Source organism: Herpetosiphon gulosus (assembly GCF_039545135.1).
In the GTDB taxonomy this organism is placed as follows: domain Bacteria; phylum Chloroflexota; class Chloroflexia; order Chloroflexales; family Herpetosiphonaceae; genus Herpetosiphon; species Herpetosiphon gulosus.
Map to the genome: position 1 here is coordinate 86,675 of NZ_BAABRU010000004.1, position 24,142 is coordinate 110,816.

Sequence of the window (24,142 nt, forward strand, 5' to 3'; positions counted from 1 at the left end):
GTTTTGATATTCGCATTAGGAGTGTGTTATGAGTGAACCATTATTTAAAGATGCTGATGAATTTGAGCGTACCTACGTTGGCGAACAAGCATCCGACGCTACGGTTGTACCTCCAGTTGCAGCTAACCCAGCCTTTGAACATGGCACAATGCCAACTCCGCCGCTGTATGTTGATCGCGATGGCTTGCACGCTGCACCGGTAACTCTCGACAAGCCTGAAAAGCGTGATGATTGATGGATTCCCTCACCCCCCACCCCTCTCCCACTGCGGCGGGCGAGGGGCGTTTCCGGGTGAATTTACTGATCCAAGGTCGTTGCCCACTGCATATTAGCTCCGCTCAAAGCCAAATTAGCCACTGGGCTAGCATTGCTCGGAACCCATTGGAGTTGAGTTTCAGCCATCATCGAAGGCACAATCACTGCCCCGCTGCCATCAGGCGACCACAAGACGCTGCCAACCGTTTGGCTATCTTGGCGCAAAGCTGTAATCGTGCCATCAAGCCCAACTTGGCTCAAGGTCAACGGAGCCGAAATCTGCATAGGATCGCTGCTGTTGACTGTACCCACAAAGGCCAAGTGACTACCATCTGGCTGCATGAAAACACTCGAAACTGGCTGAAATGGCTCAGCATTATCGCCATCGATCAGCGCTTTAGATTCGCCAGTGCTCGGATTGATATGCCACCAGCCAGTTGGAAACATGCCAAATGCTTCGTTGGTGACGTTGATTGCGCTGCCATCTGGCTCCCAAGCAACATGGCAACATGGATAATTGCCATCAATTGTAATTGTTAATGGCTCAGATGTGGCTAAATCAAACAGCACCAAATTGCCACCCTCGGGCACGAAACCAGCATTAGCTAGAATAGTTGTCCCATCGGGCGACCAACTATTGGGGCCATATAAAACTGAATAATCGTAAATGTCGGCAAGCGCTGAATCGCGACTACTGGTGTGGGATTGCAGCATGGTTTGCTCACCAGTAATCAAGTTGTAGATTTGCAAACCGCCCCATGAAAAGGCAATCGAACTGCCATCAGGCGACCAGCGTGGCGTATTCAATTGATCGCGATGCATAATGTTGGTATCTGCTTGTGGGTCAATCGTTGGGCCATCCACCAGAATTTGGCGATTTTGACCCAAGCCATCAACCAAAATCAGATCATTATCGGCAATGTAGGCAATTTGACCAAGCGTGCTGACATGATAATCGAACACGCCATTCGGTTCGTTCGTGATTGAGGTGAGGGTGTTGCCATCAGTTTCTAGGCGCATAATTTGCACGCCATTGGGTTGCGATGAAATCGCATACAACGGCTGAGGCAGTAGTTCACTCATTACTTCGGGGCTTGGAGCTATGGTTGCAGCAACGGTAGGCACAATTGTCGCTGCTGGGCTGGTTGGCTCAGCCGCAATCACATTGGTGGTTGGTTGAGGTTGGCTGGTGGGTGTAGTAGCACTGCTACAGCCAACTAAGCCTAGTAATAAACAGGCCAACCCACGACGATAACGCATCGGTATCCTCCTATTTCTTCAAAATCCAGAGAAATCGATGCTATCAAAGGTTGTTGCTGCTTGTCAATCAGCCATTTGTTGGTTTGCAAGGCTTTTAGATTCTTGATAGATTTTGTTTCGCCACCCTTCCGTCCCTCCGCCGGAGGGAAACGTCGGGGGTTTTCATTCCCCGACACCCCCTAAAGCACAATTTGGGCTTTATAAGTGGCCTATCGTATAGATATAAAACGATGATTGAGTAAGGTTAAAAGCTATCGACGTTTGCGCAAACGTACCAGCCAGCCAACCGGGTAGCCGAGCATTTTGGCAAGATCACCAACCAAGCGAATCAATGGCGGTAAACTCAAGGTTTTGCTGCGGCGAGTGAATGACCAGCCGTTGGTTGCTCGCCACAAACGTCGATAGGGTTTGCGGGTATAGCCAGCGATGCCCAAACCTAAAACACCCACAAGCCATGGGCGTTTAGGCAAATTGCCCATCAACAACAGTAAGCCAAGGTAGGTTGCATAGCGAATTGCATGGCGCAACGGCCAGAGGTTGGCAACCCCATCGCCCCGTGCATAGAAGAAATATTGACGAAACAAGGCGCGAAAACTGGAGCGCGGCTGAAAATGCACGACCGCATCGAGCACCGCTGTGCTGCGAAAACCCGCCGCCACTGCCGCCCGATCAAACACCAAATCTTCGCAATGGTCGAGCCATTCGGGATAGCCGCCCACGGTTTGCCACACAACTTTGCGAAAGGCCACCGATTGCCCAGCCGCCAAAAATCGGCTTGGATCAACTTCTTCAGCTAAAGGATAGTTGGTCGCACCAATCGCGGTTTCGAGATCGCTGCGCGGCGCTGCTTGGTAAAATCCAGCCACCAAATCGGCCTGATCTGCTTCGAGTGGCGCGACAATTCGTTCGAGCCAAGTGCGATCGAGCGCTAAGCCAGCATCGGTCGAGGCTATTAAGTCGCCTTGGGCATGCAAAATGGCGTTATTCCGACCAGAAGAGATGTTAAAACCGCCATAGACCAAGCGAATTGGCGCACCACGCTCAATATAGGCTTGAACAATCGCGGCGGTTGTATCGGTCGATCCACAATCATTGACCACAATTTCATCAGGTTGGCGGCTTTGAGCCAACATCGAATCCAGCAAATCGGCGATGTTATCGGCCTCGTTTTTGACTGTACAAATTAATGATAGCTGGGTCATGCTCGCTTAATCATCCAACTCATCGGGCGCAAAAGTAATTAATGCCCGCGTCCATTCAATTTCGCGTTTGAACTCAAATTTGCCGCCAAGGTCGGTATTCACGAGAGTTTCGATAATTCCTAGGCCCAGCCCAGTGCTGACGCGGCGTTTGACAGGTTCGGGGCGGGTTGGGCCATCATCACGAACCTGTACACAAGCCTGTTCGTCGTTTTCCATCCAGCCATCGATACCAATAATGCCGCCCTCGGCGCTCAAACCATGATCAAGCGCATTATGCACCAATTCGTTGATTACGATTGCCAAGACTGTGGCTGCCCGCGCATTGACCGAAACTGAATCACCAGTAATCAAAAACTCAACTGGGGTTTCGCTTGGGAGGCTCATCTGAATATTTTCGGCAATTTGCTTGGCAATATCTTGGACTGTGGTTTGGCCTTCGCCATCGTGGCTGAGCAAATTATGCACGGCGGCAATTGCATGAATACGGCGCACGCTATCATCAAGTGCTTGCCGACCTTCAGTTTCGGTGTTCAAACGCCGTGCCTGCATTTGCAACAACGCCGAGATTGTTTGTAAATTGTTGCGCACCCGATGATGAATTTCTTGCAGCAAGGTTGATTTGATCGTCAGATTGCGCTGGGTTTCTTCGTACAAGCGGGCATTTTCAATCGCAATCGCCCCTTCATCGGCAAAGGTAGTGAGCAATTGCACTTGCTCATATTCGATATGGCGCGGCGCATAGCTATAAAAACACAATGCCCCAATAATGCGATTGCCCGTGCGCATCGGCAGGGCAAACAACGAATGAAAGCCCTCGCGATAGGCAATCGCCTGCACACCCGACCAACGTTCGTCGGTGTAAGCATTCGGCACCGCAATCGCGCGATGCTCACGAATCACCTGCACAATCATATCTTCTACACCGGAAGTGCGACCAGGCCCATACGAGGCCAGCATTTTCACTTTGTTATTAGGGCGTACTTGGAAAATATCAGTGCGATCAACATCGGCTATCTTGACAGCTTGCTCCACAATCAAATGCAGTAGTGTGTCAACATCCAAGGTTGAAGCTAGCGCCGCCGTTACGCGCTGCAAGGTGGTTAATTCACGAATTTTTTGGTGTAAACGGGCATCAGTTTGTTGATACATTTGGGCATTGGCAATCGAGAGTGCAATTTCGCCCGCCACAACTTCAAGATACGAGGTTTGCTCTTGCGAAAATTCATGGGGATCACGATTTTGGACCGTGATTACACCTTGCAGGGTTTCGATATGGTGGCGTTCGCTGGCAAATAAAATCACGGGCACTGCCAACAGCGAGCGAAAATGCCATTCTTCGAGCAGCGGCTCAAGCTGGTAGCGTGGCTCATTACGCACATCAAAAATCGCCACAGGCTTACCCAATTCGCCAGCCCAACCAGTTACGCCCACACCGATTTCCACCTCGACCGTACCAATCGCCTTGGGATTCAGCCCACGGGTCGCGACCAAACGCAACATGCGGCGATGCTGATCAAAGAGATAAATCGAACAGACATCGACGCGCATCACATCGCTGACCGTATCGACGACTGTTTGAAGCGAGGCATCAATATCTAAAGTGGAATTGGCGGCGCTAATAATACGATGCAGGCCATCCAACTGCTGCACGCGGCGCATCAAGTGGTTTTGCCAATGGCGGGTGCGTTGCTCCTCGCGGGCGGCGGCATAGCCCAGCAAGAGATCGGTTACCACCGCACTAGGATCAAGCCGCGCTTGGGTAGCGGCTTCGATGCCAAGTTTGGTCAGCATTTGCGGATCAGCGTTTTGGCTTTGCCAGGTTGCGCCAAACGCCCGAAGTTCCTGCGCCTGCGCCACTGCATTATCATTCTGAAGAATCGCGAGAATAGCCGCGCTCGGAGCGCTTGTATCGATCATAACCAGCGTGCCTCATTGCAGTCGTCGTGCCGAATGAGTGTAGAGCAATTGTCGGCTTTTTGCAAGAAGTTGCCCTGACGTTTAATTGGGTGGAAGCGCTGCCAACATTTTGCGACACATCGCGGTTACTAGGGCAATTTCGCTTGGGCTAGGCCTTGAACGAGCCAGCAGATCACGCATAACCCGCACTGCGCTCGCTTGTTGTCCTGCCGTGCGCGAAAATTTAAGCTTGGTCAAAAGTTGGTCAAGCAAATTGAGCAATAGATCATGCGCTGCTTGGTCGGCCAAATCAAGGCTAGGCAACGGCTCGGCGCTGGTGGCCAAGCCCCGAATCGTATACAACGCCAACAGCACCGCATCGGCCAAATTCAACGAGGGATAGCTTGGATCGACCGGAATACTGATTAATTGGCTACACTGCTCGATTGCCGCGTTATCCAGTCCACGGTCTTCGCGACCAAATACCAAGGCCACCGGAGCAGTCGCCGCCAAAGCGGTTAAGCTTGGCGCAAATTCGGGCAAACTAAGCGCTTGGCGCTCGCCGCGACTACGACCACTAAATCCAACCACATAGCTCACATTGGCTAAGGCCTCGCCAAGGCTGGCATAGCTTTCAATCTGCTCAACCAATGCAGCACTGCGATGGGCCATATCGTCAAGCCGCTCGATCGAGTAGGTGACTGGTTGAACCAAGCGCAAGCGTTGAAAGCCAGTGTTGAGCAAAGCTCGCACTGTCGAGCCAATATTGACCTCGCGCTGTGGTTCGTGCAATACGGTAATTACATTGCTAAAAATCGTTGAACTCACTACAAATCCTTTTTTGGCATCCTTCGTGGGTCATTAGCAGAGGGAGAAAGGGATCAGTTGGCAGGGGCAAGAGGTCAGCAACCGCGAACATTGATCCACGAAGAACGCGAAGGATACGAAGAACGGAACCGTGAAGGACGCGAAGATCGCAAAGCATAAATTTTTAGCTACAAATTGGATTCTTGTCGTGTTTCCTGATCCCTGATCCCTCGCCCCTAGTTGCTCTCTGCGCCTCTATGTTAAAACCTAGCTCCTTACCCTATGTTCTATGTTCTATGTGTAATGGTTTATGCGGTTGGCAACCACCAGTATCCCCTCACCCCCTCTCCCGCCCGCGAGGCGAGGGGGAATCGTTCAGGGAGTGCTCCCCTCGCCCGCCGCAGTGGGAGAGGGGGTGGGGGTGAGGGAACAAGGGAAATGGTTGTTAACCCAATGACCCATTACATCTATGCTCTATGTTCTCATTAGGGAACCCGCGTCATACCGCCGATATCGCCTGGTTCCTCGATCAAGACTGGTGGATTACCCGCCAAATCCATCTGCCAAAGGCCCGAGAACGTCCAAACATACAACAGCGAACCATCGACAACGATCCGTGGATCTTCGAAGATTTCGCTATTGACAGGCTTGCCTTGACCTGTTGCCAGATCAACTGACCAAACTTGCCAGCCCAAGCCGTGGGCAGCCGCAGGCTTAACAAACCAATCGAGCCAGCTTGGCTGACGTTGGCCAATCGTCAAAGGACTGGCCGCGATATAAATCGTTTTACCATCCGCCGACCAGATTGGTGCTTCCAAGGCACTAACCAAGTTGGGCTGATCAAACAATACTCGTTCTTGCTTGGTTTGCAAATCGTAGAGATACAAGGTGGGGTAAATGCCGTCGCGGGTGCGCACGAAGGCCAATTGACGACCATCAGGCGAGACCGATGGAAATGTTCCGGTCATGACAAGGGTTTGTTGCACACCACTAGCAAGATCAATAGCGACAATCGAACTGCCTGATTGCAAAAAGACCCCATCGTTATCAAAACGCAAGGTTTGATAAACCCCATACAAGGTTTTGCCGTCAGGCGACCAAACTGGCGTATCGAGTGAATCGTAAATTTGCTGACCATCGCGTTTGCCGCCATCGGGCACAAACAACGATTTGCTGGCTCCGCCATCAACCGCAATTTGGTTGGCATGATTAACGGGCACAACAAAGGGTTGCTCGGCACTAGGAGTTGGCACAGGTGGGCGATACGAATAGACCACGCTTTTGCCATCGGGAGCAATACTGGGGAAGGTTGAGTAGGCATTGGGCGCTTCGTTGGTTAATTGCGTCCACTGTTTAGTGGGCAAATCGAAACGCCACAAATCCCCACCCCGCGAGATAATCAGCGAAATAGTGCCAAGGTTGGGGGCAACCGGGGCTGGCGGCGTTGCCGTCGCAGAATTAGCCGCCCCACAACTTGACAAGAGAATACAAACAAGAACATAAATCACAAATCGCATGAATTATCGCTCGCGGAGATACAGCGCTATATCAGTGCCTTGATTACTGCGCGGATCGATATAGGCTCGTGGAATAAACCCAACTCGCTCGAAACCAGCTTGCTCGTAGGCTGCCGGTAACGCTGGATGATCAAGCGGCACATGCCCGATCAATTGGTTGGCAAAGTGGTTCGATGGCAATTGGCGTAGCATTTCATTCAACAAAACCGAGGCTTGATCCATATGACCTGCTGCCAAATAACAATCGACCAAAAGCTGATGTTGTTGGTAATAGGGGTTAGGCCATGGGTAAACTGGTGGCATAATGCTGCCCCAACCAACAATTGCCCCACTGGCCGCCGTTAGGCCAGTCAAAACCGCCACATCACCCTCTTGCTGCTCAAAGGCGGGAAAGAAATCGTCGGCTCCAATATTGGCATCACCCAACATTTGCAAGCCATAATGGCGCACAATCCGATTATCTGGCGCATTGAACAATGATAACAACAACGGCACATCGGCCCGATCCGAGGAGCGCATAAACACTGCTGTGCTCGGCGCAAACAACTGCTTGAGGAAATTTTCGGGCGAATCGCCATCACTAATGCGCCATGCAATCCGATTGCCAGTGCGGCTACTTTCGCTCTCATTAATCGTCACAAAATGATACTGCTCATAGAACGACATGGCACTATCATTATGTTCAGTGCTAATAATCAGCGCTTGGCCGCTGCTGGACTCAAAATCGTTAATCGCCAACTTCAACAACTTACTAGCCAAGCCTCGGCGACGATACGGCTCAGCTGTATAAACCCGATGAATCGAACCCAATTGTGGACAGAATTTTGAACGGCAGAGCAACATCGCGCTCACAGGCCGTCCCTGCACTTGGGCCAAGTACCAAACATCTTGGCTAAAGCGCAACCCAACCAGGCGTAGGTGCATATCGAATGACCAACGCCAAGCGACCGCCGGATCTTCACCCCATCGGTGGTAAAGCTCCTCAAGCGGTTGGGCAAATTCAGAAGCAAGCGGTTGGATGCGCGAGAGGACTGCCTCAGTTCCTGCACCCAGAGCAATCCGCGCAACTTCTTCGTACATCAGCGACCCTCCAAGCTCGATAGCTCGTATGTAGGTCGCATCATACTCTAGGCCTTGCCGCTTGTCCACTACAGCCGATAGCGCAACGATTTTGGCTCAATTCACCAGCTGCATCCAAAAAAATGGGAACTTATTTCAATCACTGACGTTATTGCTCTATTGGCATATGCGGTTTCTTTGATATACCGTGCAGTTTTGGGTGAAGCCCGAGGAGAATTTGGTTGCGGTTGACACCAGATACCCATTCTTGACGCAGTATTCGGGACATACTGCCTTTGGAGGTACGAGTGGTTCGTCGTTTTTTTCGTTGTAGTTTGCTGCTGATGCTGGCCATTAGCGCACTCGCTAGCCAACATGCTACCCCGCTGGCCGCCCAAAGCCCTCAATCAAGCCCAAGCCAATTGGCAATTCGTGGTCAACTTGGCGGCGATAGTTCAAATATGGTGGTTACCACACAGGCCGCCTATGTTGGAATCGGTCCACGGGTCGTAACCTACGATTTGCACAATCCTCATCAGCCAAATTTAGCCAACCAAAGCAGCCTTTTGCCTGCTACCGTGCAAGATTTAGCGCTAGGCGAGGGTTATTTGTACGCCGCCTTGGGCTATGGCCGTGAACATGGCTTGGCTACATTTTCGCTAGCCACCCCATTAACGCCAACGCTGGTAAGTTTTTATCCGCTTGAATTATCGGCCATGAGCGTTTTCAGCTATCAAGCTTATGTCTATGTGCAGGTTGATGATGGCTTGCAGGTGTTCGATTTGAGCAACCCCAGCCAACCACAATTGGTCAATCAGCTTAATCAATATGGCATTGCCGCCGCGACGGTTCAAGGCGATCATGTTTATCTCAATATTCAATCATGGCTTTCGGGCTTCGATAGCTTGAATATCGTCGATTTGAGCACGCCCATGACTCCAACCCTCAAAGGCTCAATCATCCTTGGCGATATTTTAGATATCGAAATTGCCGCTAATTATGCTTATGTTAACACCCAAATGGGCCTGCGCGTGGTTGATATCAGCGCTGGCAGCAACCCAAGCATTATCCACCAAACCGATGATGTTGCTGGCCTGCAACTAACCACAAGTGGCAACACACTCACGATGATTGGGCTAGATTATGCCTTGCACACGTGGGATATTACCAACCCAATCACGCCGACCGAAATTGCTGCCAGCTCTGAAACGGTGCTTGGTTGGCCAACAGCTTTAATTGCCCAGCAAAACCTTGGCTATGTGCTAACTCGTTCAGGCCAAATTAATGTCTTCGATTGGAGCAATCGCCAAGCTCCTACCCGCATCGATACGACCGAAACTCCTGGCTGCAAGGAAAATGTGGCCTTGCAAGTGGTTGGCGATTATGCCTATGTAGCCGATTGGGGCCGTGGTTTGTGCATTGTTGATTTGCGCAATCCCCAACAACCAAGCGTGATTGGCCGCTTCGATTTAACCACCGAGCGCAACGCCGTCACCGATATTGCTGTCCAAGGCTCGTTGGTGTATATGGTTGATTGGAGCCATGGGATTTATGTAATCGATGTGAGCGATCCAACTGCGCCAACTCAAATCAGTTTCTTTGCAACCGCTGGTTTTCCAGCAGCGATTGCTGTGAATGGGCCGATGGTCTATGTTGGCGAATCGATCAACGATCAAGGTGTTGGTGGTAGTGTACGAATTTTCGATCTCAGCGATTTGGCCAATCCAGTTGAGCATAGCCAGTTCTACACCAGCAAAGTCGCCCAACTGGCTGTAATCGATCAAACCGTGTATGTGGCCGATAACGAGGGCGGCCTGCGGATTCTCGATGTAAGCAACCCCGATAACATTCAGATGATTGGTCAATATGCTGAAAATTGGTTCGCCATGGATCTGGTGATTCAGGATAATTATGCCTATTTGGCAACGACTAGCGGCTTAGAAATTGTTGATATCAGCAACCCCAGCCAACCAACCCAAGCAGGCCGAATGGGCGATAGCCTGATTGATGGCATCGTTGTTGACGGCGCAAGTGCCTATGTTGGCGAACATGGTGGCATTCGCCAAATTGATATTAGCCAACCGAGCAACCCTCAAGTTGTTACAGAAACCCTACTTGCTCGCGATTCATGGATTCTACCTGCGCTGCATGGTAAGGAGATTGTGGCCTTGAGCTATCATGGTGGTGGTATGTTTGTGCTTGAGCCAGAGTATCACCTATTTTTGCCTGCAATCAGCAAAAACTAATTAAGCATCGAATAACGAACTGCTGGCGCATAATCTGCTATAGATTCGCGTCAGCAGTGCTTTTTTAAGCATTTTGCACACTATTTGCTTATTTTGATTAAAGCTATGTTATAATGGGCCAAAGGTGCCGTTAGGAGGCACTACCACTGTGAAGAACCTCGTCGCTTGATGCACGTATTATCGTTCGGATGTCCGCTGTACTCCCGATCATTCAAGCATGCACTGACGACCCCAACAGTAGAACCACGACCTGTGGAGTAATAATGGAACGTTTACATAAGTTTTTGGCGCGGGCTGGCGTAGATTCACGTCGGGCTTGCGAAGATTTGATGTTGGCTGGGCGCGTATCGGTTAATGGACGAGTTCAACGCGAATTAGGAACCCAGATCGACCCCGATAAAGATGACATTCGAGTTGATGGCGAACAAATTACACCTCCAACCGAGCTTCATTACGTCTTATTGCACAAACCAAGCAGCGTCATGACTACGTTGCATGACCCTGAAGGCCGCCAAACCGTCGCCGATTTAGTCAAATCGCACAATCGTTTATTTCCCGTAGGCCGCCTCGATTACGATAGCGAAGGGCTATTGTTGATGACCGATGATGGGGATCTCACGTTCCGTTTGACCCACCCATCATTCGAAGTCGAAAAAGAATATCAGGCCTTGTTAAACCAAACACCATCAGTTGAGCAACTACGCGAATGGCGCAATGGGGTTGAACTTGACGATGGCAAAACAGCACCCGCTTGGATCGAACTATTAAATGAAACCGCCGATGGGACATGGGTTCGGGTGGTTATTCACGAAGGTCGCAACCGCCAAATTCGGCGGGTTGCCGAAGCATTAGGCTTAGAAGTCCGCCGCTTGATTCGTTTACGCGAAGGCCCACTAACTTTAGGTGAATTACAAGCAGGCCAATGGCGAGCATTAACGCCCACCGAAATTGATCGCTTGCGCATGCACGGCAAGCAAAGCAAAGCATGGACACCAGTACGCCCACAAGAAAACGCCGAGGGTGGCAAGCCACGCCGTCAAGTTCGGCGCATTGATCGGTCTGGACAGTTGGTAGAACGTCGGGCTGATGTTGAACCGCGCTTACAACGAGCGCCTCACTTTACTTCACAGGAAAATACAATGTCATTTGAAGATTTCTCAATCGAAGAAGAACGCTCCGCCGATCGCCCACGCCGTCGCCCAGAACCTCGCCGCGAAGGTGGATTTAGCGACCGTGGCCCCCGCCGTGATGGTGGCAGCCCTAGCGATCGTGGTCCTCGCCGCGAAGGTGGATTTAGCGACCGTGGCCCTCGCCGCGAAGGCGATTTTGGCGACCGTGGCCCGCGCCGTGATGGTGGCGGTTTCGGCGAACGCGGCCCTCGCCGCGAAGGTGGATTTAGCGACCGTGGTCCTCGCCGCGAAGGCGATTTTGGCGACCGCGGTCCACGCCGCGAAGGTGGATTTAGCGACCGTAGCCCACGCCGCGAAGGTGGCGATTTTGGCGACCGTGGCCCGCGCCGCGAAGGTGGTGGCTTTGGTGAACGCGGCCCCCGTCGTGATGGCGGCGATTTCGGCGACCGTGGCCCGCGCCGCGAAGGTGGTGGCTTTGGCGAACGCAACCCTCGCCGCGAAGGTGGTGGCTTTGGCGACCGTGGCCCACGCCGCGATGGCGATTTCGGCGACCGTGGCCCCCGCCGCGAAGGTGATGGCCCTCGCCGCGATTTTGGTGACCGTGGCCCTCGCCGCGAAGGTGACGGCCCTCGCCGCGATTTTGGCGACCGTGGCCCTCGTCGTGAAGGTGGCGGCTTCGGTGAACGCGGCCCTCGCCGTGAAGGTGGCGGCTTTGGCGAACGCGGCCCCCGCCGCGAAGGTGACGGCCCTCGTCGCGAAGGTGGCGGTTTTGGCGACCGTGGCCCACGCCGTGAAGGTGGCGGTTTTGGCGACCGTGGCCCTCGTCGCGAAGGTGGCGGTTTTGGCGACCGTGGCCCACGCCGTGAAGGTGGCGGTTTTGGCGACCGTGGCCCTCGTCGCGATGCCAGCGGATTTGATCGTACCAACCGTCGCGAAGAATTTTTCGATGATCGACCACGTGGTGAGCGTGGCTTAGCGCTTGATCGTGCTCATCGTGGTGATGATCGCCCTAAAAATACCTTTGGCGGTCGCCGCCCAAGCAACCAAGGCTCATTTGACCGCCGTGGATTTGATAACCGTGGTCGCGACGACCGCCGTGGATTTGATAACCGTGGCCGTGATGACCGCCGTGGTTTCGATAACCGTGGCCGTGATGACCGCCGTGGTTTCGATGATCGATCAGCAGCACCACGCGAAAAAATGGTTGAACGTGGGCCAATTTCAGCCCGCAATAATCCAGCGCCAACGCCAGCACCTACGCCAGCGCCTGTTGCCGAGCAAGCAGCTCAGCCAGCACGTCGGATGCGTGTGGTACGGCGCTTGAAAAAGGCAGGCGGTGATGAACAAGCTTAAACAGGCCTATCTACAATTAGCAGTTGAACGGGATCGAACGCGCCGTCAAGCCGAACGCTACGCCCATGAATCTCAGCGTTGGACAGAACGGATTGCGCTAGCCAAGCGTTGTGGTGAACCAGAACTGGTGACCCAAGCTCGTGAACAGGCATTGCAAACTGCGCAAGCCGAAATTCAGCTCCGCCGCGAGTTGGTACGGCAAGAAGTGCTGGTCGATCAATTGCTAGCAAGCCTTAAAGCCTAATTCATCAAACCATCAATCTCCCAAACACTGCTTGAGTTTCAGGCAGTGTTTGGCATTTAACAAACTATGCTAAAATCGGGCTAGCATTCAGGATCAAGGAAGGAGCAGCATATCCGACGCATCCAATGGTCTGCACCAATCTGGTGGGCTTTGCTCTTTTTTGCGCTCGCAATGGCAGTTGGTAGCTTATGGCTGGTTACACCAGAGGATTTTTGGTGGCAGCTCAAAATTGGCGATCTGATTCGCACGAGCGGCAGTATTCCCACGGTTGGCGTTTTTTCCGCCACCCAAGCTAATACAGCTTTTTTCTACCAAAATTGGCTCAGCCAATTCCTCTTTTCGGGGATCTATCAACTTGGTGGTTTGGTAGCAATTTTACAAATCCGCAGCCTTTTATTAATTGGTAGTTATGGTTTATTGCTCTGGCATATGTGGCGGCGGGTGAAAGCTAATGGGCGTGCCGCCATGCTCGGTTTGTTGTTGAGTGTGTTGGTAAGTTTCAATCATTGGCAAGTCCAGCCTGCAATGTTTGCTTGGCTGCTATTTATCGCCAGTTTTGTGATTGTTAGCGAGGTTGCTGCCGAACGCTGGGCAACTAAATACCTCTGGTTGATCCCGCTTATCCAATTACTTTGGGTCAACCTGCATGAAAGCTTTATCTTTGGACCAATCCTCGTCGCAACAACCGCCCTTGGAGCAATTATCGATCGGCGGCGCGATCATGATGAAGCCCCAATTTATGCAACTGCCCGAGCACTGCAAATCGCCACAGCAACTACGACCATCGCTAGTTTACTCAACCTGCATGGCTGGAATGGCTGGATCGCTGCATGGCAACAATTAACCAGCACAGTTCCCGAAGCTTTACAAACTCAATCAGGCTCACCACTATTAAATCTAGCCACCCCAAGCGCCCAAATTGGATTGGCGGTCAGCTTAATTGCCATCATCATGCTATCGGTGGTTTGGCAGCGCATGCGTAGTGCCGATCTGATCATAACGGCAATTATGGCAGCTTTTAGCTTGCTCAGCATGCGTTATCAATTTTGGTTTGGTAGTGTGGCAGGTCCGATTATTGCCGAAGCGATTGTACGCCGTGGTCGCTTACGCTTGATTAAACGCAACCCCAGCGCACCCGCATGGATTGCTGGATTAACGATCACGCTCAGCTTGATTGGGTTGCTCCTGCAACCAATTATGCGCATTTGGCTGCCTTTGCCAGCGGCTTTGCAGGGAGCATCTGGCAATTTGCCTCAAGCAAAACTGGCCAGTGCTACCACGCCAATTCAAGCAGTCGAATTTTTGCAGGCCAATCCACCACGCCAAACCTACTTCCATGATCTCGGCTATGGCAGCTATTTAATCTGGCAAGCTGGTGAGCAATTGCCTGTATTTATCGATCCGCGCGTTGGTTTATATCCCGCTGAACATTGGCAAGCCTATAGTTGTATTATGGCAGGCCGCGATTGGGAACGGCTGCTAGCGCAGGATTCAATTGATACAATCCTAGTGGATCGCGAAAACGGCAAAGATTTGCTCAGCGCAGTTCAAGCCAATTCGGCTTGGCGCGAGGTTTATGCCGATAAACAAAGCCTGATTTTTAAGCGCGATCCGCAAGCAGCCCAACCAACCAGCTCAGCCATGAGCTGTCCAGCAAATTAGTACAAGGATGTTTCATGCAGTCACCTGATCAGCAGCCACGTTCGCTCAATCGTGCCAATTTAAGCCCTGAAGAACGCAAACTCCGGCGTTCGATTGCCTTGGCCATGCTGTTTTCGCCAACAATGTGCGTGCTGCCATTATTGGCCTTTATCGCCCGTCAAAGTAGTTATAGTGTTGTGATTTGGGGCATCTGGCTGCTGATCACGCTAGCCTTAGTGTCAGTTATATGGCGAGCTGCCAGTGGGCTACGCAAAATTGCTGAACAACGCATCGAAAACGAATCCTCATCCAATCTTTAAACAGCGACTGCATCTACCTCGGTTTGTTTAAGCGAACAGAGGGTGATGCAGTTTTCTTTTTAGCAAGGAGGGGTGTGTTATGCAGGGCCAAATCGTTGAGCGCAATTTAATGGTGGTGGATGAAACCGATCATCCGGTTGATTTGCTCCAACGCTATCAACAACGTTCACTTTTGTTAATGTTAATGCGCCATGTTGGTTGTGGCCTATGTCGCCAACAGCTCTACCGTTTGCGCGAATATCAACAGCGCTTTCACCATGCCCACTGCGAAATTGCCGTGATTATTATGGGCGATGCCAAAATGGCCCATGGCTTTCGTCAGCTCAATCGCTTGCCATTTCCTGTCTATTCCGACCCCAAACAGCAAGTCTACGAGGCCTTTGAAATTGGTCAAGGCTCACTTTGGACAGTCGCTGGCCCACATGTTTTAGCGCGTCAGATGATGCTAGCATTCAAAGGCATTCCTTCATCGGTCAATTTAACTGCCGAATCAATACGCCGCCTCGGTGGCATCGTGCTGCTCAATCCTCAGGCCGAAATTAGCTTTCATCATGTCGCCAACCCAATCTATCGCTACCCAACTTGGGATGAAGTGCTAACCTATGTGGAGCCGCCACTACAACGCGCCGCCTAAACCATACATCCTTATGCCGCCAAGCGCACGTAGCCTACAATAGTGAATTTACAGCGCGATTGGATGGGTAAGATGACAGTAGTAACGAGCAACCCAATGACTGATTTATGGGTTTTGAATGAAACAGGCGAGCGGGTTGGCTTTGAAAGTCTTTGGCAGGAAAAGCCAATCTTAATCTTTTTTATGCGTAATATTGGCTGTGGCATTTGCCGCCAAACCTTGTTGAATCTGCGTGATTACGACCAAGCTTTTAAGGACGCTGGCTGGCAAATTGTGGTACTGATGATGGGCAATCTTGAGCTGGTTTCGCGCTTTCGCTCGATGTATAACATTCCCTTCCCAATTTATGTCGATCAAAGTTTGCAAGTTTACGATTATTTTGAGATTGTTGAAGGCTCGTGGCTGCAAGTGCTCTCGCCACAGGTGCTCATGCGCCAAGCCAAGCTCTTAGTTGGCGGGATGGAGTTATTGAATGGGGCTGGCTCAATGCGGCGGCTGGGCGGTGCAGCAGCGATCAATCGGGCTGGTCAAATTGTCTATCATCATGTGGCCAACCCAATTTATCGCTACCCCGAGTGGTCAAGCGTCTTGCAAACTTTGCAACAAACCAACTAAAGCCAGACCAAGCCATAGTTGATCAAGCCTGCTTGTGCTTGCAAGCCGAGTTTTTGGGCCAAACGATACGACGCGAGATTTTTGCTCGAACATTCCCAATGCACTTGTAAACCATGTTGGCGACAGGCCACGATCATCGCGGTTGCCAAGGCATAGCCCAAGCCTTGTTGTTGGTAGGCTTCTAAGGTTTCGATGCCTAAACCACAGCGTTGGGAACTAACATACTCAGCGGTGCACCATGCCACCAAGGTTTGCTCGACCTGAATGGCTAAGCCCAAACCGTTGGTAAGAAAGCGCTCAAGGCTAGGCCACATCCAACGAATTTCTTGCAGAATCGGCTGAGCGCTTGGCAGTCGCAATACTTCGGCATTAAGTTGCTTTAACTCAAATTGGCTTGGCAGTTGTGGTTGGCTTACTGCATGGCCTTGATCAGCAAAAAAGTAGCTGCTGCTTGGCTGGGCTTGATAGGGCTTGAGCACATGGTCTAATTCAAGTTGAGAGTTACCAAGCAAGCGCAGTTTGATCACCTGTCGCGCAGGCATGGCCGGAACCACCGTTTGCAACCAGTGTTGGTTAAATTCAGCCTGATCAAGCCGACGATTGCTCGCCAAATACAACACATTATTTGCTTGATCCCAGCAACTGCTCCATGTGTTGGCCCGCCAGTAGCAACCTTGCGAGTTACCAGCCTGCAACGCAGCATACACCAAGCTAAATTGGGGATCAGGCGGAAAACGACGATCGTTGGCAAGTTCGGCTAAGGGTCGTTGTTCAATCATCGCAACCTCATCTCGATTGATTAACCCTTAGCTTACCACCATTCATCATGCTTATGTTGATTCATCGGCCCGAATTTGGCCGCCAAAAACCGTAGCCTGGTTGCGACAAGGCCACGGTTAAACAAGCGTTTCCCAATTATTGCGCAACTGATTGGCTAGCCAAAGCCTTGGTTTCGACCCAATTCAAGGCATATTCGGCAACTTCTTGCCAGTTTGGTTGGCCGACAATGTAGTGATTACGCCCAGCAAATTGCTTGAAATCAGTCAGCGATTTGCTGTGACGATATTTACGATAATTGCTGTAATTCAACGAAGCCGGAATAATATGGTCAATTTCGCCAGCAATCAGCAGCAGCGGCGCATGCTCAGCCTTGAAATCTACCCAACTAACGCTGGTCAACGATTGGCGCAAATTATGCAGCGATTCGGGCACAACTTGGCTTTGATAAATCGCTTGTTGCTCAGCCAAGGGCATGCCATTAACAAAGGTATATTGAAAATGCTCAAACGGCATCATAAAAGGCTTACTGGTTGAGCGAAACGGGTTCAGCATGGGCAAGGCCGATTTGATAAACGACCATTTGGTACTGATTACGCCCTGCGGCGGAGCTGAATCGATCGCCACGCCAGCGCTAATCAACTGGCGATTGGCCAAAATTTGGGTAATCAAACCGCCCATCGAGTGGCCAATCACAATTGGTTTTTCGGGCAGGCGCTGAATAAATTGCCCATGATAATCGATACTTTCTTTTAATGTATGCTGAGCTAAAGCTGGATCATTGGCCCGTTGCTTTAATTCGGCAACACTTTGATCGCGGCCTGGCCAAGCTGGAGTTAATACCGTATAGCCCTTAGTTTGGTAATATTCAACCCACGGCTGCCATGAATGTTTCGAAACAAAAAGACCGTGAATCAAGACAATCGTTTTAGTTGGCATGACAATCCATCCTTAACATTACTAGGCGACATCGGTCGCGGCGAGTTATCTGAATGGATTCTAGTCCAACCGCAAGGTACAAAATGTCCTTTGCGGTTATGGTAAATTCCCTCACCCCCAACCCCTCTCCTGCACGCGAGGCGAGGGGGAAGCAAGACTGGAACGCCCCTCTCCCGCCGCAGTGGGAGAGGGGGCTAGGGGGTGAGGGAACCAAGTCAAACCCTTGAAATATTATATGGTTTAGTTGCTATGATTAATCCCCAGCGGCACGCCAATTTCAGCATAAATCGCTTGGCTCTCGGCGTTAGCAGGCAAAAAAGCCACAATTTGCGGAAAATCAAATTGAAAATAGCCTGCCGACATCAACAATGGTCGCAGCCAAGCCCGTTTGGGCGCTGGCTTGGTATGCGGAATTAATGCCTCTAGCACAATTGTTGGTGATTCAAGCCCCATATTCGGCGTAACCAGCGGCTTGTCAAGGCTAACAGTCGGCCATTGGCTAGCAAATTCAGGCAGTTGCAACAACTCAGCGACCAATTGTTGATACCATGGCTCATATTGGCATAGCACATTGGCCTGTTTAAAGCCATAAATCGTTTTGCGCACCATAAACTGCCATGAAGCGCGATTTTGAATCAGCTGCGGGTATAAGGGCAAATCTGGATTGCATAACAAGCCCAGCACATTCAACTGAGTTGGCTCAATCGCCGCCAACATTTCGGGCGTAACCCCAAACAAATTCAGCAAATGCTCGTTGAAATAATGCATCTGCCAATCGCGATTGATCACAAAGGCCGGCATGCTCAGTTGTTGCACAATTTCAATTGTAATCTCAAGAATTGGCGTGAGCGCCGTGCCAGTCAGGTAGGGCATAATCGGCGAACCATCGGCGGCAATCAATAAACGATTGCGCTCCTCGACTGTGCAATTCAGATAATCGGCAATATCCATCACCACCTCGCGGCGCGGCGGGCGGGTGATGCGGCCTTTGCGCATCTGCTTGTAGCTGCTATAAACCATATCTTCCAACTCGGTACGATTCCAAGCGCGTGGCCCCCATGGATCATCGGCGAGTTGCCAGCGATTTTGCGGCACGAGGCCTTGCTGGCGGCGCGATAATAATTCCTCAACCACCGCGACAAATGCCAAACAATCGGGATGCACCAGTTGTTGCCCAAGCGCCATACAACCCCCTTTTAATCGCAACTTGTCAAGGATAAATAAGTGCAGTATACTCTATTTAAACGTTTAAATAGATGAGGCCAACGATGGCAACGATCAAGGATGTTGCGCAATTAGCAGGGGTTTCAGTTGCCACGGTGTCGTATGTCTTGAACGACAGCATGCCGGTCAGTGAAGCCACGCGCAACAAAGTGCTAGCCGCAGTTGCCAAACTCGGCTACCAACCCCATCGTCAAGGCCGTAATCTGCAACGTCAACGCACCTTAACTATTGGCGTACTGTTACCCCAAGCTAATCTTTTATGTGAACTCGATTTGGCCACGTGGCTGCTCGAAGCAACCAATGCCGCAACTAGCGCAGGCTATAGTCTATTACTACAACCTGCCGATAGCCAAGCCCGTGGCGATTTGGCTGATGGTTGGATTAGCTTTGGTACAGCACTCGACCCACAATTGCCCCAAATTTGGGCGCTAGCTCCCCCGTTTGAGCAACCAGCCGTTTTGTGTGATGCAGCCTTTGCGGCGCAACGCGCGGTTGAAACCTTGACCCATGCGGGGATGCAACGGATCGGCCTGATTACGCTACCGCGCAGCATTCCAGGTTCGGCCCGTTGGTATCTGGGTTATCGCCGCGCTTTACGCCGCGCAGGTATTGCCTTTGATCCAGCGTTGGTCGTCGAGCCAGCCAACAATCGTTTTCACGATGGGGTTGCCGCCTACGAAGCGCTTGCCGCCAGCGAAAACGACTACGATGGCTTAATCGTCTGTGGCAATCAACTGGCAACCGGAGTGGTGATGGTCGATCATGCCAAAGTACCACTGATCGTTAGCCATAGCAATACCCAACGCGGCATCTCAGGCTTTCGTTGGCCAACCGAACTTTGGGCACATACCTTGGTGCGAAAACTCCTACAACAGCTTGATGGGAGCGCCATTGCTCACCGCACATGGCTCAACCCAAGCTTAGTGATTGGTTCATTAGGTTTCAAGGAGGATCTAGATGGCTTCAATTACGTTTGATCACGTTAATAAAATCTTTGGTGATGTCCATGTTCTCAAAGATCTCAACATCGATATTCCTGATCAAGAATTTTTGGTGCTGGTCGGCCCTTCAGGCTGTGGTAAATCAACGGCTTTGCGCTGTTTGGCAGGCCTCGAAGAAATTACCGACGGCCAAATTAAAATCGGGGATCGCGTGGTCAACAACGTCGCGCCCAAAGATCGCGATATTGCCATGGTGTTCCAAAGCTACGCTTTGTATCCTCACATGACGGTGTTTGATAACATGGCGTTCGGCTTGAAACTGCGCAAAGTGCCAAAGCCCGAAATCAAGCGTCGCGTCGAAGAAGCCGCCGAAATGATGGCGATTGGTCACTTGCTCGATCGCAAGCCACGCCAACTTTCGGGCGGTCAACGCCAACGGGTTGCCTTGGGCCGAGCAATCGTGCGCGATCCAGCCGTCTTCTTGATGGACGAACCACTCTCGAACTTGGATGCCAAGTTGCGGGTGCAAACCCGGGCTGAAATTAGCAAATTGCATCAACGGCTCAAAACTACCTTTATCTATGTAACCCACGACCAAACCGAAGCGATGACCATGGGTTCACGGATTGCGGTGATGCGCGATGGGATCATGCAACAACTTGATAGCCCTCAAACCTTGTATGATCATCCCGTCAACAAATTTGTGGCAGGCTTCATCGGTTCGCCCTCGATGAACTTCATCAAAGGTACCTTGACCAAAGGCGATGGCCGTTTGTTCTTCGACGGCGGCAGCTTCTCGGTGCCAATTCCCAACAGCCGCCGCGCCCACATCGAATCGCATGTTGGCAAAGAAGTTGAGCTTGGCGTGCGCCCCGAAGATGTTCACGATGCAGCGCTCTTGCCACCAGGCATTAACGGCGATGCGATCGTTGAAACCACTGTCGATGTGACCGAACCAATGGGTAGCGAAATTTATGCCTACCTGCAAAGCGGCCAACACTCAATCATCGGGCGCTTCGACCCACGCACCTCGGCCCGCCCAGGCCAGCCAATTCGCGCAGTCTATGATATGGAAAAAATGCATATCTTTGACATCGCCACCGAAAAAGCTTTGATCTAAGCCGATCAACTCACGGTATAATAACAAAGACGTAGGAGCAACCTACGTCTTTGTTCGTTTTAATGGAATGAGATGTATGCCAAATCTAGCGTTCGTGGCGGCTCTCCAAGCGCAACTTGTCAATTTGCATCACGATAACGAAGCTCGTTCACGGCTTTTACCAATCCTCGACAATGGCAATCCTAGTCGCGATTTATTGCCCCCAGCCCATATCACGCCACGCCATGGCGCAGTGTTGGCTTTGCTGTATCCCCAAGCTGAGCAGTTGTTTGTACTATTAACGCTGCGCAGTGGCAATTTGCGCAGCCATACTGGCGAAATCTCGCTACCTGGCGGCTCGATCGACCCAACTGATGCTAGCCCGGAGGCCGCCGCCTTGCGCGAAGCCCACGAAGAGGTTGGCTTGCAAACTCATCAACCAACAATCATCGGGCGGCTGAGCGAATTGTATGTTCCGGTCAGCAATTTTTTAATTACACCAATTGTCGCTTGGATCGATCATGCTCCTGATTTAGCCCTAAACCCTCATGAAGTTGCCGATGTGGTGCATTTGCCCTTGCAGCAGCTTTGGGCCGCCGATGCAGTGCAAACTGAAGAACGGATTATTCGAGGGATGACCCTGCAAGTGCCGCATTATCCCTATGGTGAGCATAAAATTTGGGGCGCAACCTCGATTATTCTGACCCAACTAGCCTTGCGAGTCCAAGCGGCGCTCCAGCAAATCTAAAGTATAATGGCGGCTGATTGCTTAGCCCTGAGAGCCAATGAAACGGATTCTTGTTTGTACAGCCCAAGTGCCTTTTGCCCGTGGTGGAGCCGAATTGCTGGCCGAAGGCCTCTTGCAAGCCTTGCGCCAAGCGGGCCACGAAGCCGATTTAGTGGCCTTGCCCTTCACCCGCACACCGCATCGCGAGTTGCTCAATAGCGCCTTGGCCTGGCGAATGCTCGATCTCAGCCAGGTCGAAGATCGGCCTGTCGATCAAGTAATCTGTACCAAATTCCCCTCGTATGCGGTGGCCCACCCCAAAAAAGTCGTTTGGTTAGTACATCAACATCGGCAACTCTACGATTGGCGCGGCACAAGTTGGAGCGATTGGGGCAGTCAGCCCGATGATGATCAACTGGCTCGTAGCCTGACCCGGCTCGATCAACAGGCCTTAGCCGAAGCCAAACGCCGTTTTAGCATCTCCAAGATTGTCAGCCAACGCTTGCAACGCTTCAATGGCCTCGCCAGCACGCCGCTGTATCCGCCTTCAATTTATAGCGGGCGTTTACGTCAAGGCCGTTACGAACCCTATATCCTGAGCATTTCGCGGCTTGATCCTGCCAAACGACTCGATTTATTGCTGCATGCCCTAACCCATACCGAACAACCAGTCAAGGCAATTATTGGCGGACGCGGCCCAGCCTTAGCCGAACTGCAAGGCTTAGCCAGGCAGCTTGGGCTGGAACAACGGGTTGAGTTTCGCGGCTGGATGGATGATCAAATATTAATCGATTTGTATGCCGATGCCCGCGCCGTCTTCTATGCCCCAATCGACGAGGATTTTGGCTTTGCCACGATCGAAGCGCTTGAGGCGGCCAAGCCTGTGCTAACTGCCCAAGATTCGGGTACGGTTCTAGAATTTATTCACGATGGCAAAACTGGCTTTGTTGCCCCAGCCGAAGCTCGGGCCATGGCCGCCCGCCTCGACACATTGTGGGCTTCTGCCGATTTGGCAGCCCAACTTGGCAGCAACGGGCCAGCCATGGTCGCCAACATTCGTTGGGAGCATGTGGTCAAACAATTAATTTTAGATTAATTACTCTTTGTAGGTGCGGCCTTTCCACGTCACCCCGCGCCCCGACCAGATCCGCCAAGCTGCTTCAGCCGCCAACAGCATATAGCAAACAATCCCCAAGGGGAAAAGCAGAGCGTGACGGCGCGATAAGCCATACAATTGCTGCATAAAGCGGCCCCAACTCCAAAAAGCAAAGCCATTGAGCAGTACTGCCATCGCACTCAACAAGAGTTTTGGCCAGAATGTCCAGCGTCGCAGCCAAGCCCACAGGCTTAGCAAGCCCAACCCAAATGGCACAACTCCAACTAAAATCTGACGAAAACCAGCCCATGACGAACGCAGGCCACCATTACGCAAACCAGCAATCGCATTTTTGACCAAGCCCTCGCGCACTTCACTGCCCTTGGTGTACATTCGCACTCGCAGCAATTCGCCAGCATACACCGCCCGCATCACCCCGCCAGCCCGCACAATCGCCTGTGCTAACTCAACATCTTCAAGCACCCGATCACGCACTGCCGCATGGCCGCCTGCGCGTTGGTAGGCGCTGCGTCGCACCAAAATAAACTGACCATTCGCCAGTACCACGCCTGAACCAGGCGTATTAACTTTGCTGACCGGATAGGCCGCCTGAATGATTGAGAAAAAGGCTGGCAGCAAGGTTTGCTCCCAAAAACTGCCCAGCTCCGAGAAAGGCAAAAACGTCAGTAGATCGAGTTTTTCGGCCTCGGCATAGGCTAGAGCTTGTTGCAACATCTCCGGTTGGGGCTTGGTATCAGCATCAAGAAACAGCAACCATTCGCTAGTGCTGGCCTCGGCCAATTGCCAACATGCCCAGCACTTGCCTGTCCAGCCAGCGGGCAATGCTTGGCCTTGCAATAAATGCACCCGTTGATCCTGCGCCGCAACATCGGCTACAATCGCAGCCGTGGCATCAGTTGAATGATCATCAAGAATACTCAGTTGCCAATCGCTCCGAGTTTGTTGTTCCATACCACGCAACACATGGCCAATATTGTGCGCTTCATTGCGGGCTGGCACCAACACAGCGATGCTGGGCACAGGTTCAGGGCTTGGGCGTGGCTCAATCTTGGGAATTTTGTTGAGCAACAAGGCATCACGCACCAATAAAATCAATGAGGCTAGCCCCAAAAGCAGCCCAATCACAACAGGAAGCATAG

The 24,142-nt window shown here is 51.7% G+C and carries 22 protein-coding genes; 12 read left to right on the forward strand and 10 right to left on the reverse strand.

Features of this window, described 5'->3' with window-relative positions:
* Positions 1-28 precede the first annotated feature (28 nt).
* Positions 29-235, forward strand: a complete 207-nt coding sequence (locus tag ABEB26_RS06130) for a hypothetical protein (RefSeq protein WP_345721095.1) — start codon at positions 29-31, stop codon at positions 233-235.
* A gap of 62 nt (positions 236-297) precedes the next feature.
* Here the strand turns inward: ABEB26_RS06130 and ABEB26_RS06135 are convergent, their stop codons facing one another.
* From ABEB26_RS06135 to ABEB26_RS06160, 6 genes are all read right to left on the reverse strand, one after another.
* Positions 298-1,515 carry a hypothetical protein gene (locus tag ABEB26_RS06135; RefSeq protein WP_345721096.1) on the reverse strand — a complete coding sequence of 406 codons (1,218 nt, stop codon included), beginning with the start codon at positions 1,513-1,515 and terminating at the stop codon, positions 298-300.
* Between the two features lie 251 nt (positions 1,516-1,766).
* Positions 1,767-2,717: a glycosyltransferase gene (locus tag ABEB26_RS06140; protein ID WP_345721097.1), complete on the reverse strand. Its 951-nt coding sequence runs from the start codon at positions 2,715-2,717 to the stop codon at positions 1,767-1,769.
* Positions 2,718-2,723: 6 nt separating this feature from the next.
* Positions 2,724-4,634: a GAF domain-containing protein gene (locus ABEB26_RS06145; RefSeq protein WP_345721098.1), complete on the reverse strand. Its 1,911-nt coding sequence runs from the start codon at positions 4,632-4,634 to the stop codon at positions 2,724-2,726.
* 81 nt (positions 4,635-4,715) lie between these two features.
* Positions 4,716-5,441, reverse strand: a complete 726-nt coding sequence (locus tag ABEB26_RS06150; protein ID WP_345721099.1) for an RNA methyltransferase — start codon at positions 5,439-5,441, stop codon at positions 4,716-4,718.
* 464 nt (positions 5,442-5,905) lie between these two features.
* The gene (locus ABEB26_RS06155; RefSeq protein ID WP_345721100.1) at positions 5,906-6,937 is read right to left on the reverse strand and encodes a TolB family protein; all 1,032 of its coding nucleotides are present in this window, start codon (positions 6,935-6,937) and stop codon (positions 5,906-5,908) included.
* A gap of 3 nt (positions 6,938-6,940) precedes the next feature.
* Positions 6,941-8,017 (reverse strand): GNAT family N-acetyltransferase, encoded by a 1,077-nt coding sequence (locus ABEB26_RS06160; RefSeq protein WP_345721101.1) that lies wholly within the window; start codon positions 8,015-8,017, stop codon positions 6,941-6,943.
* Positions 8,018-8,304: 287 nt separating this feature from the next.
* Here ABEB26_RS06160 and ABEB26_RS06165 point away from each other — a divergent pair, with 287 nt between their 5' ends.
* The 7 genes from ABEB26_RS06165 to ABEB26_RS06195 all read left to right on the forward strand — a co-directional run bounded on the left by ABEB26_RS06165 (position 8,305) and on the right by ABEB26_RS06195 (position 16,179).
* Complete coding sequence (locus ABEB26_RS06165; protein ID WP_345721102.1) at positions 8,305-10,242, forward strand: LVIVD repeat-containing protein; 1,938 nt, start codon at positions 8,305-8,307, stop codon at positions 10,240-10,242.
* 263 nt (positions 10,243-10,505) lie between these two features.
* Positions 10,506-12,725: a pseudouridine synthase gene (locus ABEB26_RS06170; protein ID WP_345721103.1), complete on the forward strand. Its 2,220-nt coding sequence runs from the start codon at positions 10,506-10,508 to the stop codon at positions 12,723-12,725.
* The gene (locus ABEB26_RS06175) at positions 12,712-12,969 is read left to right on the forward strand and encodes a hypothetical protein (RefSeq protein ID WP_345721104.1); all 258 of its coding nucleotides are present in this window, start codon (positions 12,712-12,714) and stop codon (positions 12,967-12,969) included. The genes ABEB26_RS06170 and ABEB26_RS06175 overlap by 14 nt, the downstream gene beginning before the upstream one ends.
* Positions 12,970-13,140: 171 nt before the next feature.
* Entirely contained in the window at positions 13,141-14,631 is a 1,491-nt protein-coding gene (locus tag ABEB26_RS06180) for a hypothetical protein (RefSeq protein ID WP_345721105.1), read from the forward strand.
* Positions 14,632-14,645: 14 nt separating this feature from the next.
* Positions 14,646-14,930, forward strand: a complete 285-nt coding sequence (locus tag ABEB26_RS06185; RefSeq protein ID WP_345721106.1) for a hypothetical protein — start codon at positions 14,646-14,648, stop codon at positions 14,928-14,930.
* Positions 14,931-15,009: 79 nt separating this feature from the next.
* Positions 15,010-15,564: an AhpC/TSA family protein gene (locus ABEB26_RS06190; RefSeq protein WP_345721108.1), complete on the forward strand. Its 555-nt coding sequence runs from the start codon at positions 15,010-15,012 to the stop codon at positions 15,562-15,564.
* Between the two features lie 72 nt (positions 15,565-15,636).
* The gene (locus ABEB26_RS06195; RefSeq protein WP_345721109.1) at positions 15,637-16,179 is read left to right on the forward strand and encodes a redoxin domain-containing protein; all 543 of its coding nucleotides are present in this window, start codon (positions 15,637-15,639) and stop codon (positions 16,177-16,179) included.
* On the opposite strand, the gene ABEB26_RS06200 is transcribed toward ABEB26_RS06195, so the two are convergent.
* The 3 genes from ABEB26_RS06200 to ABEB26_RS06210 form a co-directional block, all read right to left on the reverse strand.
* Positions 16,176-16,958: a GNAT family N-acetyltransferase gene (locus ABEB26_RS06200; protein ID WP_345721110.1), complete on the reverse strand. Its 783-nt coding sequence runs from the start codon at positions 16,956-16,958 to the stop codon at positions 16,176-16,178. The genes ABEB26_RS06195 and ABEB26_RS06200 overlap by 4 nt on opposite strands.
* A 136-nt stretch (positions 16,959-17,094) precedes the next feature.
* Positions 17,095-17,895, reverse strand: coding sequence for an alpha/beta hydrolase (locus ABEB26_RS06205; protein WP_345721111.1), 801 nt, complete (start codon positions 17,893-17,895; stop codon positions 17,095-17,097).
* Between the two features lie 240 nt (positions 17,896-18,135).
* Positions 18,136-19,080 carry a PAS domain-containing protein gene (locus ABEB26_RS06210; protein ID WP_345721112.1) on the reverse strand — a complete coding sequence of 315 codons (945 nt, stop codon included), beginning with the start codon at positions 19,078-19,080 and terminating at the stop codon, positions 18,136-18,138.
* Between the two features lie 83 nt (positions 19,081-19,163).
* Here ABEB26_RS06210 and ABEB26_RS06215 point away from each other — a divergent pair, with 83 nt between their 5' ends.
* From ABEB26_RS06215 to ABEB26_RS06230, 4 genes are all read left to right on the forward strand, one after another.
* A complete protein-coding gene (locus ABEB26_RS06215) occupies positions 19,164-20,096 on the forward strand; it encodes a LacI family DNA-binding transcriptional regulator (RefSeq protein WP_345721113.1) in 933 nt (310 codons plus the stop codon).
* Positions 20,077-21,180: an ABC transporter ATP-binding protein gene (locus ABEB26_RS06220; protein WP_345721114.1), complete on the forward strand. Its 1,104-nt coding sequence runs from the start codon at positions 20,077-20,079 to the stop codon at positions 21,178-21,180. The genes ABEB26_RS06215 and ABEB26_RS06220 overlap by 20 nt, the downstream gene beginning before the upstream one ends.
* 76 nt (positions 21,181-21,256) lie before the next feature.
* The gene (locus ABEB26_RS06225) at positions 21,257-21,907 is read left to right on the forward strand and encodes an NUDIX hydrolase (RefSeq protein WP_345721115.1); all 651 of its coding nucleotides are present in this window, start codon (positions 21,257-21,259) and stop codon (positions 21,905-21,907) included.
* A gap of 37 nt (positions 21,908-21,944) precedes the next feature.
* Positions 21,945-22,982 (forward strand): glycosyltransferase family 4 protein, encoded by a 1,038-nt coding sequence (locus ABEB26_RS06230; protein ID WP_345721116.1) that lies wholly within the window; start codon positions 21,945-21,947, stop codon positions 22,980-22,982.
* On the opposite strand, the gene ABEB26_RS06235 is transcribed toward ABEB26_RS06230, so the two are convergent.
* Positions 22,983-24,140 (reverse strand): glycosyltransferase, encoded by a 1,158-nt coding sequence (locus ABEB26_RS06235; RefSeq protein ID WP_345721117.1) that lies wholly within the window; start codon positions 24,138-24,140, stop codon positions 22,983-22,985.
* Positions 24,141-24,142 lie beyond the last annotated feature (2 nt).

Coding starts and splice junctions, on each gene's coding strand:
- ABEB26_RS06180 (WP_345721105.1), top strand. CDS start 13,141: ATGGCAGTTGGTAGCTTATGGCTGGTTACACCAGAGGATTTTTGGTGG.
- ABEB26_RS06175 (WP_345721104.1), top strand. CDS start 12,712: ATGAACAAGCTTAAACAGGCCTATCTACAATTAGCAGTTGAACGGGAT.
- ABEB26_RS06220 (WP_345721114.1), top strand. CDS start 20,077: ATGGCTTCAATTACGTTTGATCACGTTAATAAAATCTTTGGTGATGTC.
- ABEB26_RS06130 (WP_345721095.1), top strand. CDS start 29: ATGAGTGAACCATTATTTAAAGATGCTGATGAATTTGAGCGTACCTAC.
- ABEB26_RS06195 (WP_345721109.1), top strand. CDS start 15,637: ATGACAGTAGTAACGAGCAACCCAATGACTGATTTATGGGTTTTGAAT.
- ABEB26_RS06185 (WP_345721106.1), top strand. CDS start 14,646: ATGCAGTCACCTGATCAGCAGCCACGTTCGCTCAATCGTGCCAATTTA.
- ABEB26_RS06215 (WP_345721113.1), top strand. CDS start 19,164: ATGGCAACGATCAAGGATGTTGCGCAATTAGCAGGGGTTTCAGTTGCC.
- ABEB26_RS06210 (WP_345721112.1), bottom strand. CDS start 19,080: ATGGCGCTTGGGCAACAACTGGTGCATCCCGATTGTTTGGCATTTGTC.
- ABEB26_RS06230 (WP_345721116.1), top strand. CDS start 21,945: ATGAAACGGATTCTTGTTTGTACAGCCCAAGTGCCTTTTGCCCGTGGT.
- ABEB26_RS06145 (WP_345721098.1), bottom strand. CDS start 4,634: ATGATCGATACAAGCGCTCCGAGCGCGGCTATTCTCGCGATTCTTCAG.
- ABEB26_RS06225 (WP_345721115.1), top strand. CDS start 21,257: ATGCCAAATCTAGCGTTCGTGGCGGCTCTCCAAGCGCAACTTGTCAAT.
- ABEB26_RS06170 (WP_345721103.1), top strand. CDS start 10,506: ATGGAACGTTTACATAAGTTTTTGGCGCGGGCTGGCGTAGATTCACGT.
- ABEB26_RS06190 (WP_345721108.1), top strand. CDS start 15,010: ATGCAGGGCCAAATCGTTGAGCGCAATTTAATGGTGGTGGATGAAACC.
- ABEB26_RS06205 (WP_345721111.1), bottom strand. CDS start 17,895: ATGCCAACTAAAACGATTGTCTTGATTCACGGTCTTTTTGTTTCGAAA.
- ABEB26_RS06200 (WP_345721110.1), bottom strand. CDS start 16,958: ATGATTGAACAACGACCCTTAGCCGAACTTGCCAACGATCGTCGTTTT.
- ABEB26_RS06135 (WP_345721096.1), bottom strand. CDS start 1,515: ATGCGTTATCGTCGTGGGTTGGCCTGTTTATTACTAGGCTTAGTTGGC.
- ABEB26_RS06155 (WP_345721100.1), bottom strand. CDS start 6,937: ATGCGATTTGTGATTTATGTTCTTGTTTGTATTCTCTTGTCAAGTTGT.
- ABEB26_RS06160 (WP_345721101.1), bottom strand. CDS start 8,017: ATGTACGAAGAAGTTGCGCGGATTGCTCTGGGTGCAGGAACTGAGGCA.
- ABEB26_RS06140 (WP_345721097.1), bottom strand. CDS start 2,717: ATGACCCAGCTATCATTAATTTGTACAGTCAAAAACGAGGCCGATAAC.
- ABEB26_RS06235 (WP_345721117.1), bottom strand. CDS start 24,140: ATGCTTCCTGTTGTGATTGGGCTGCTTTTGGGGCTAGCCTCATTGATT.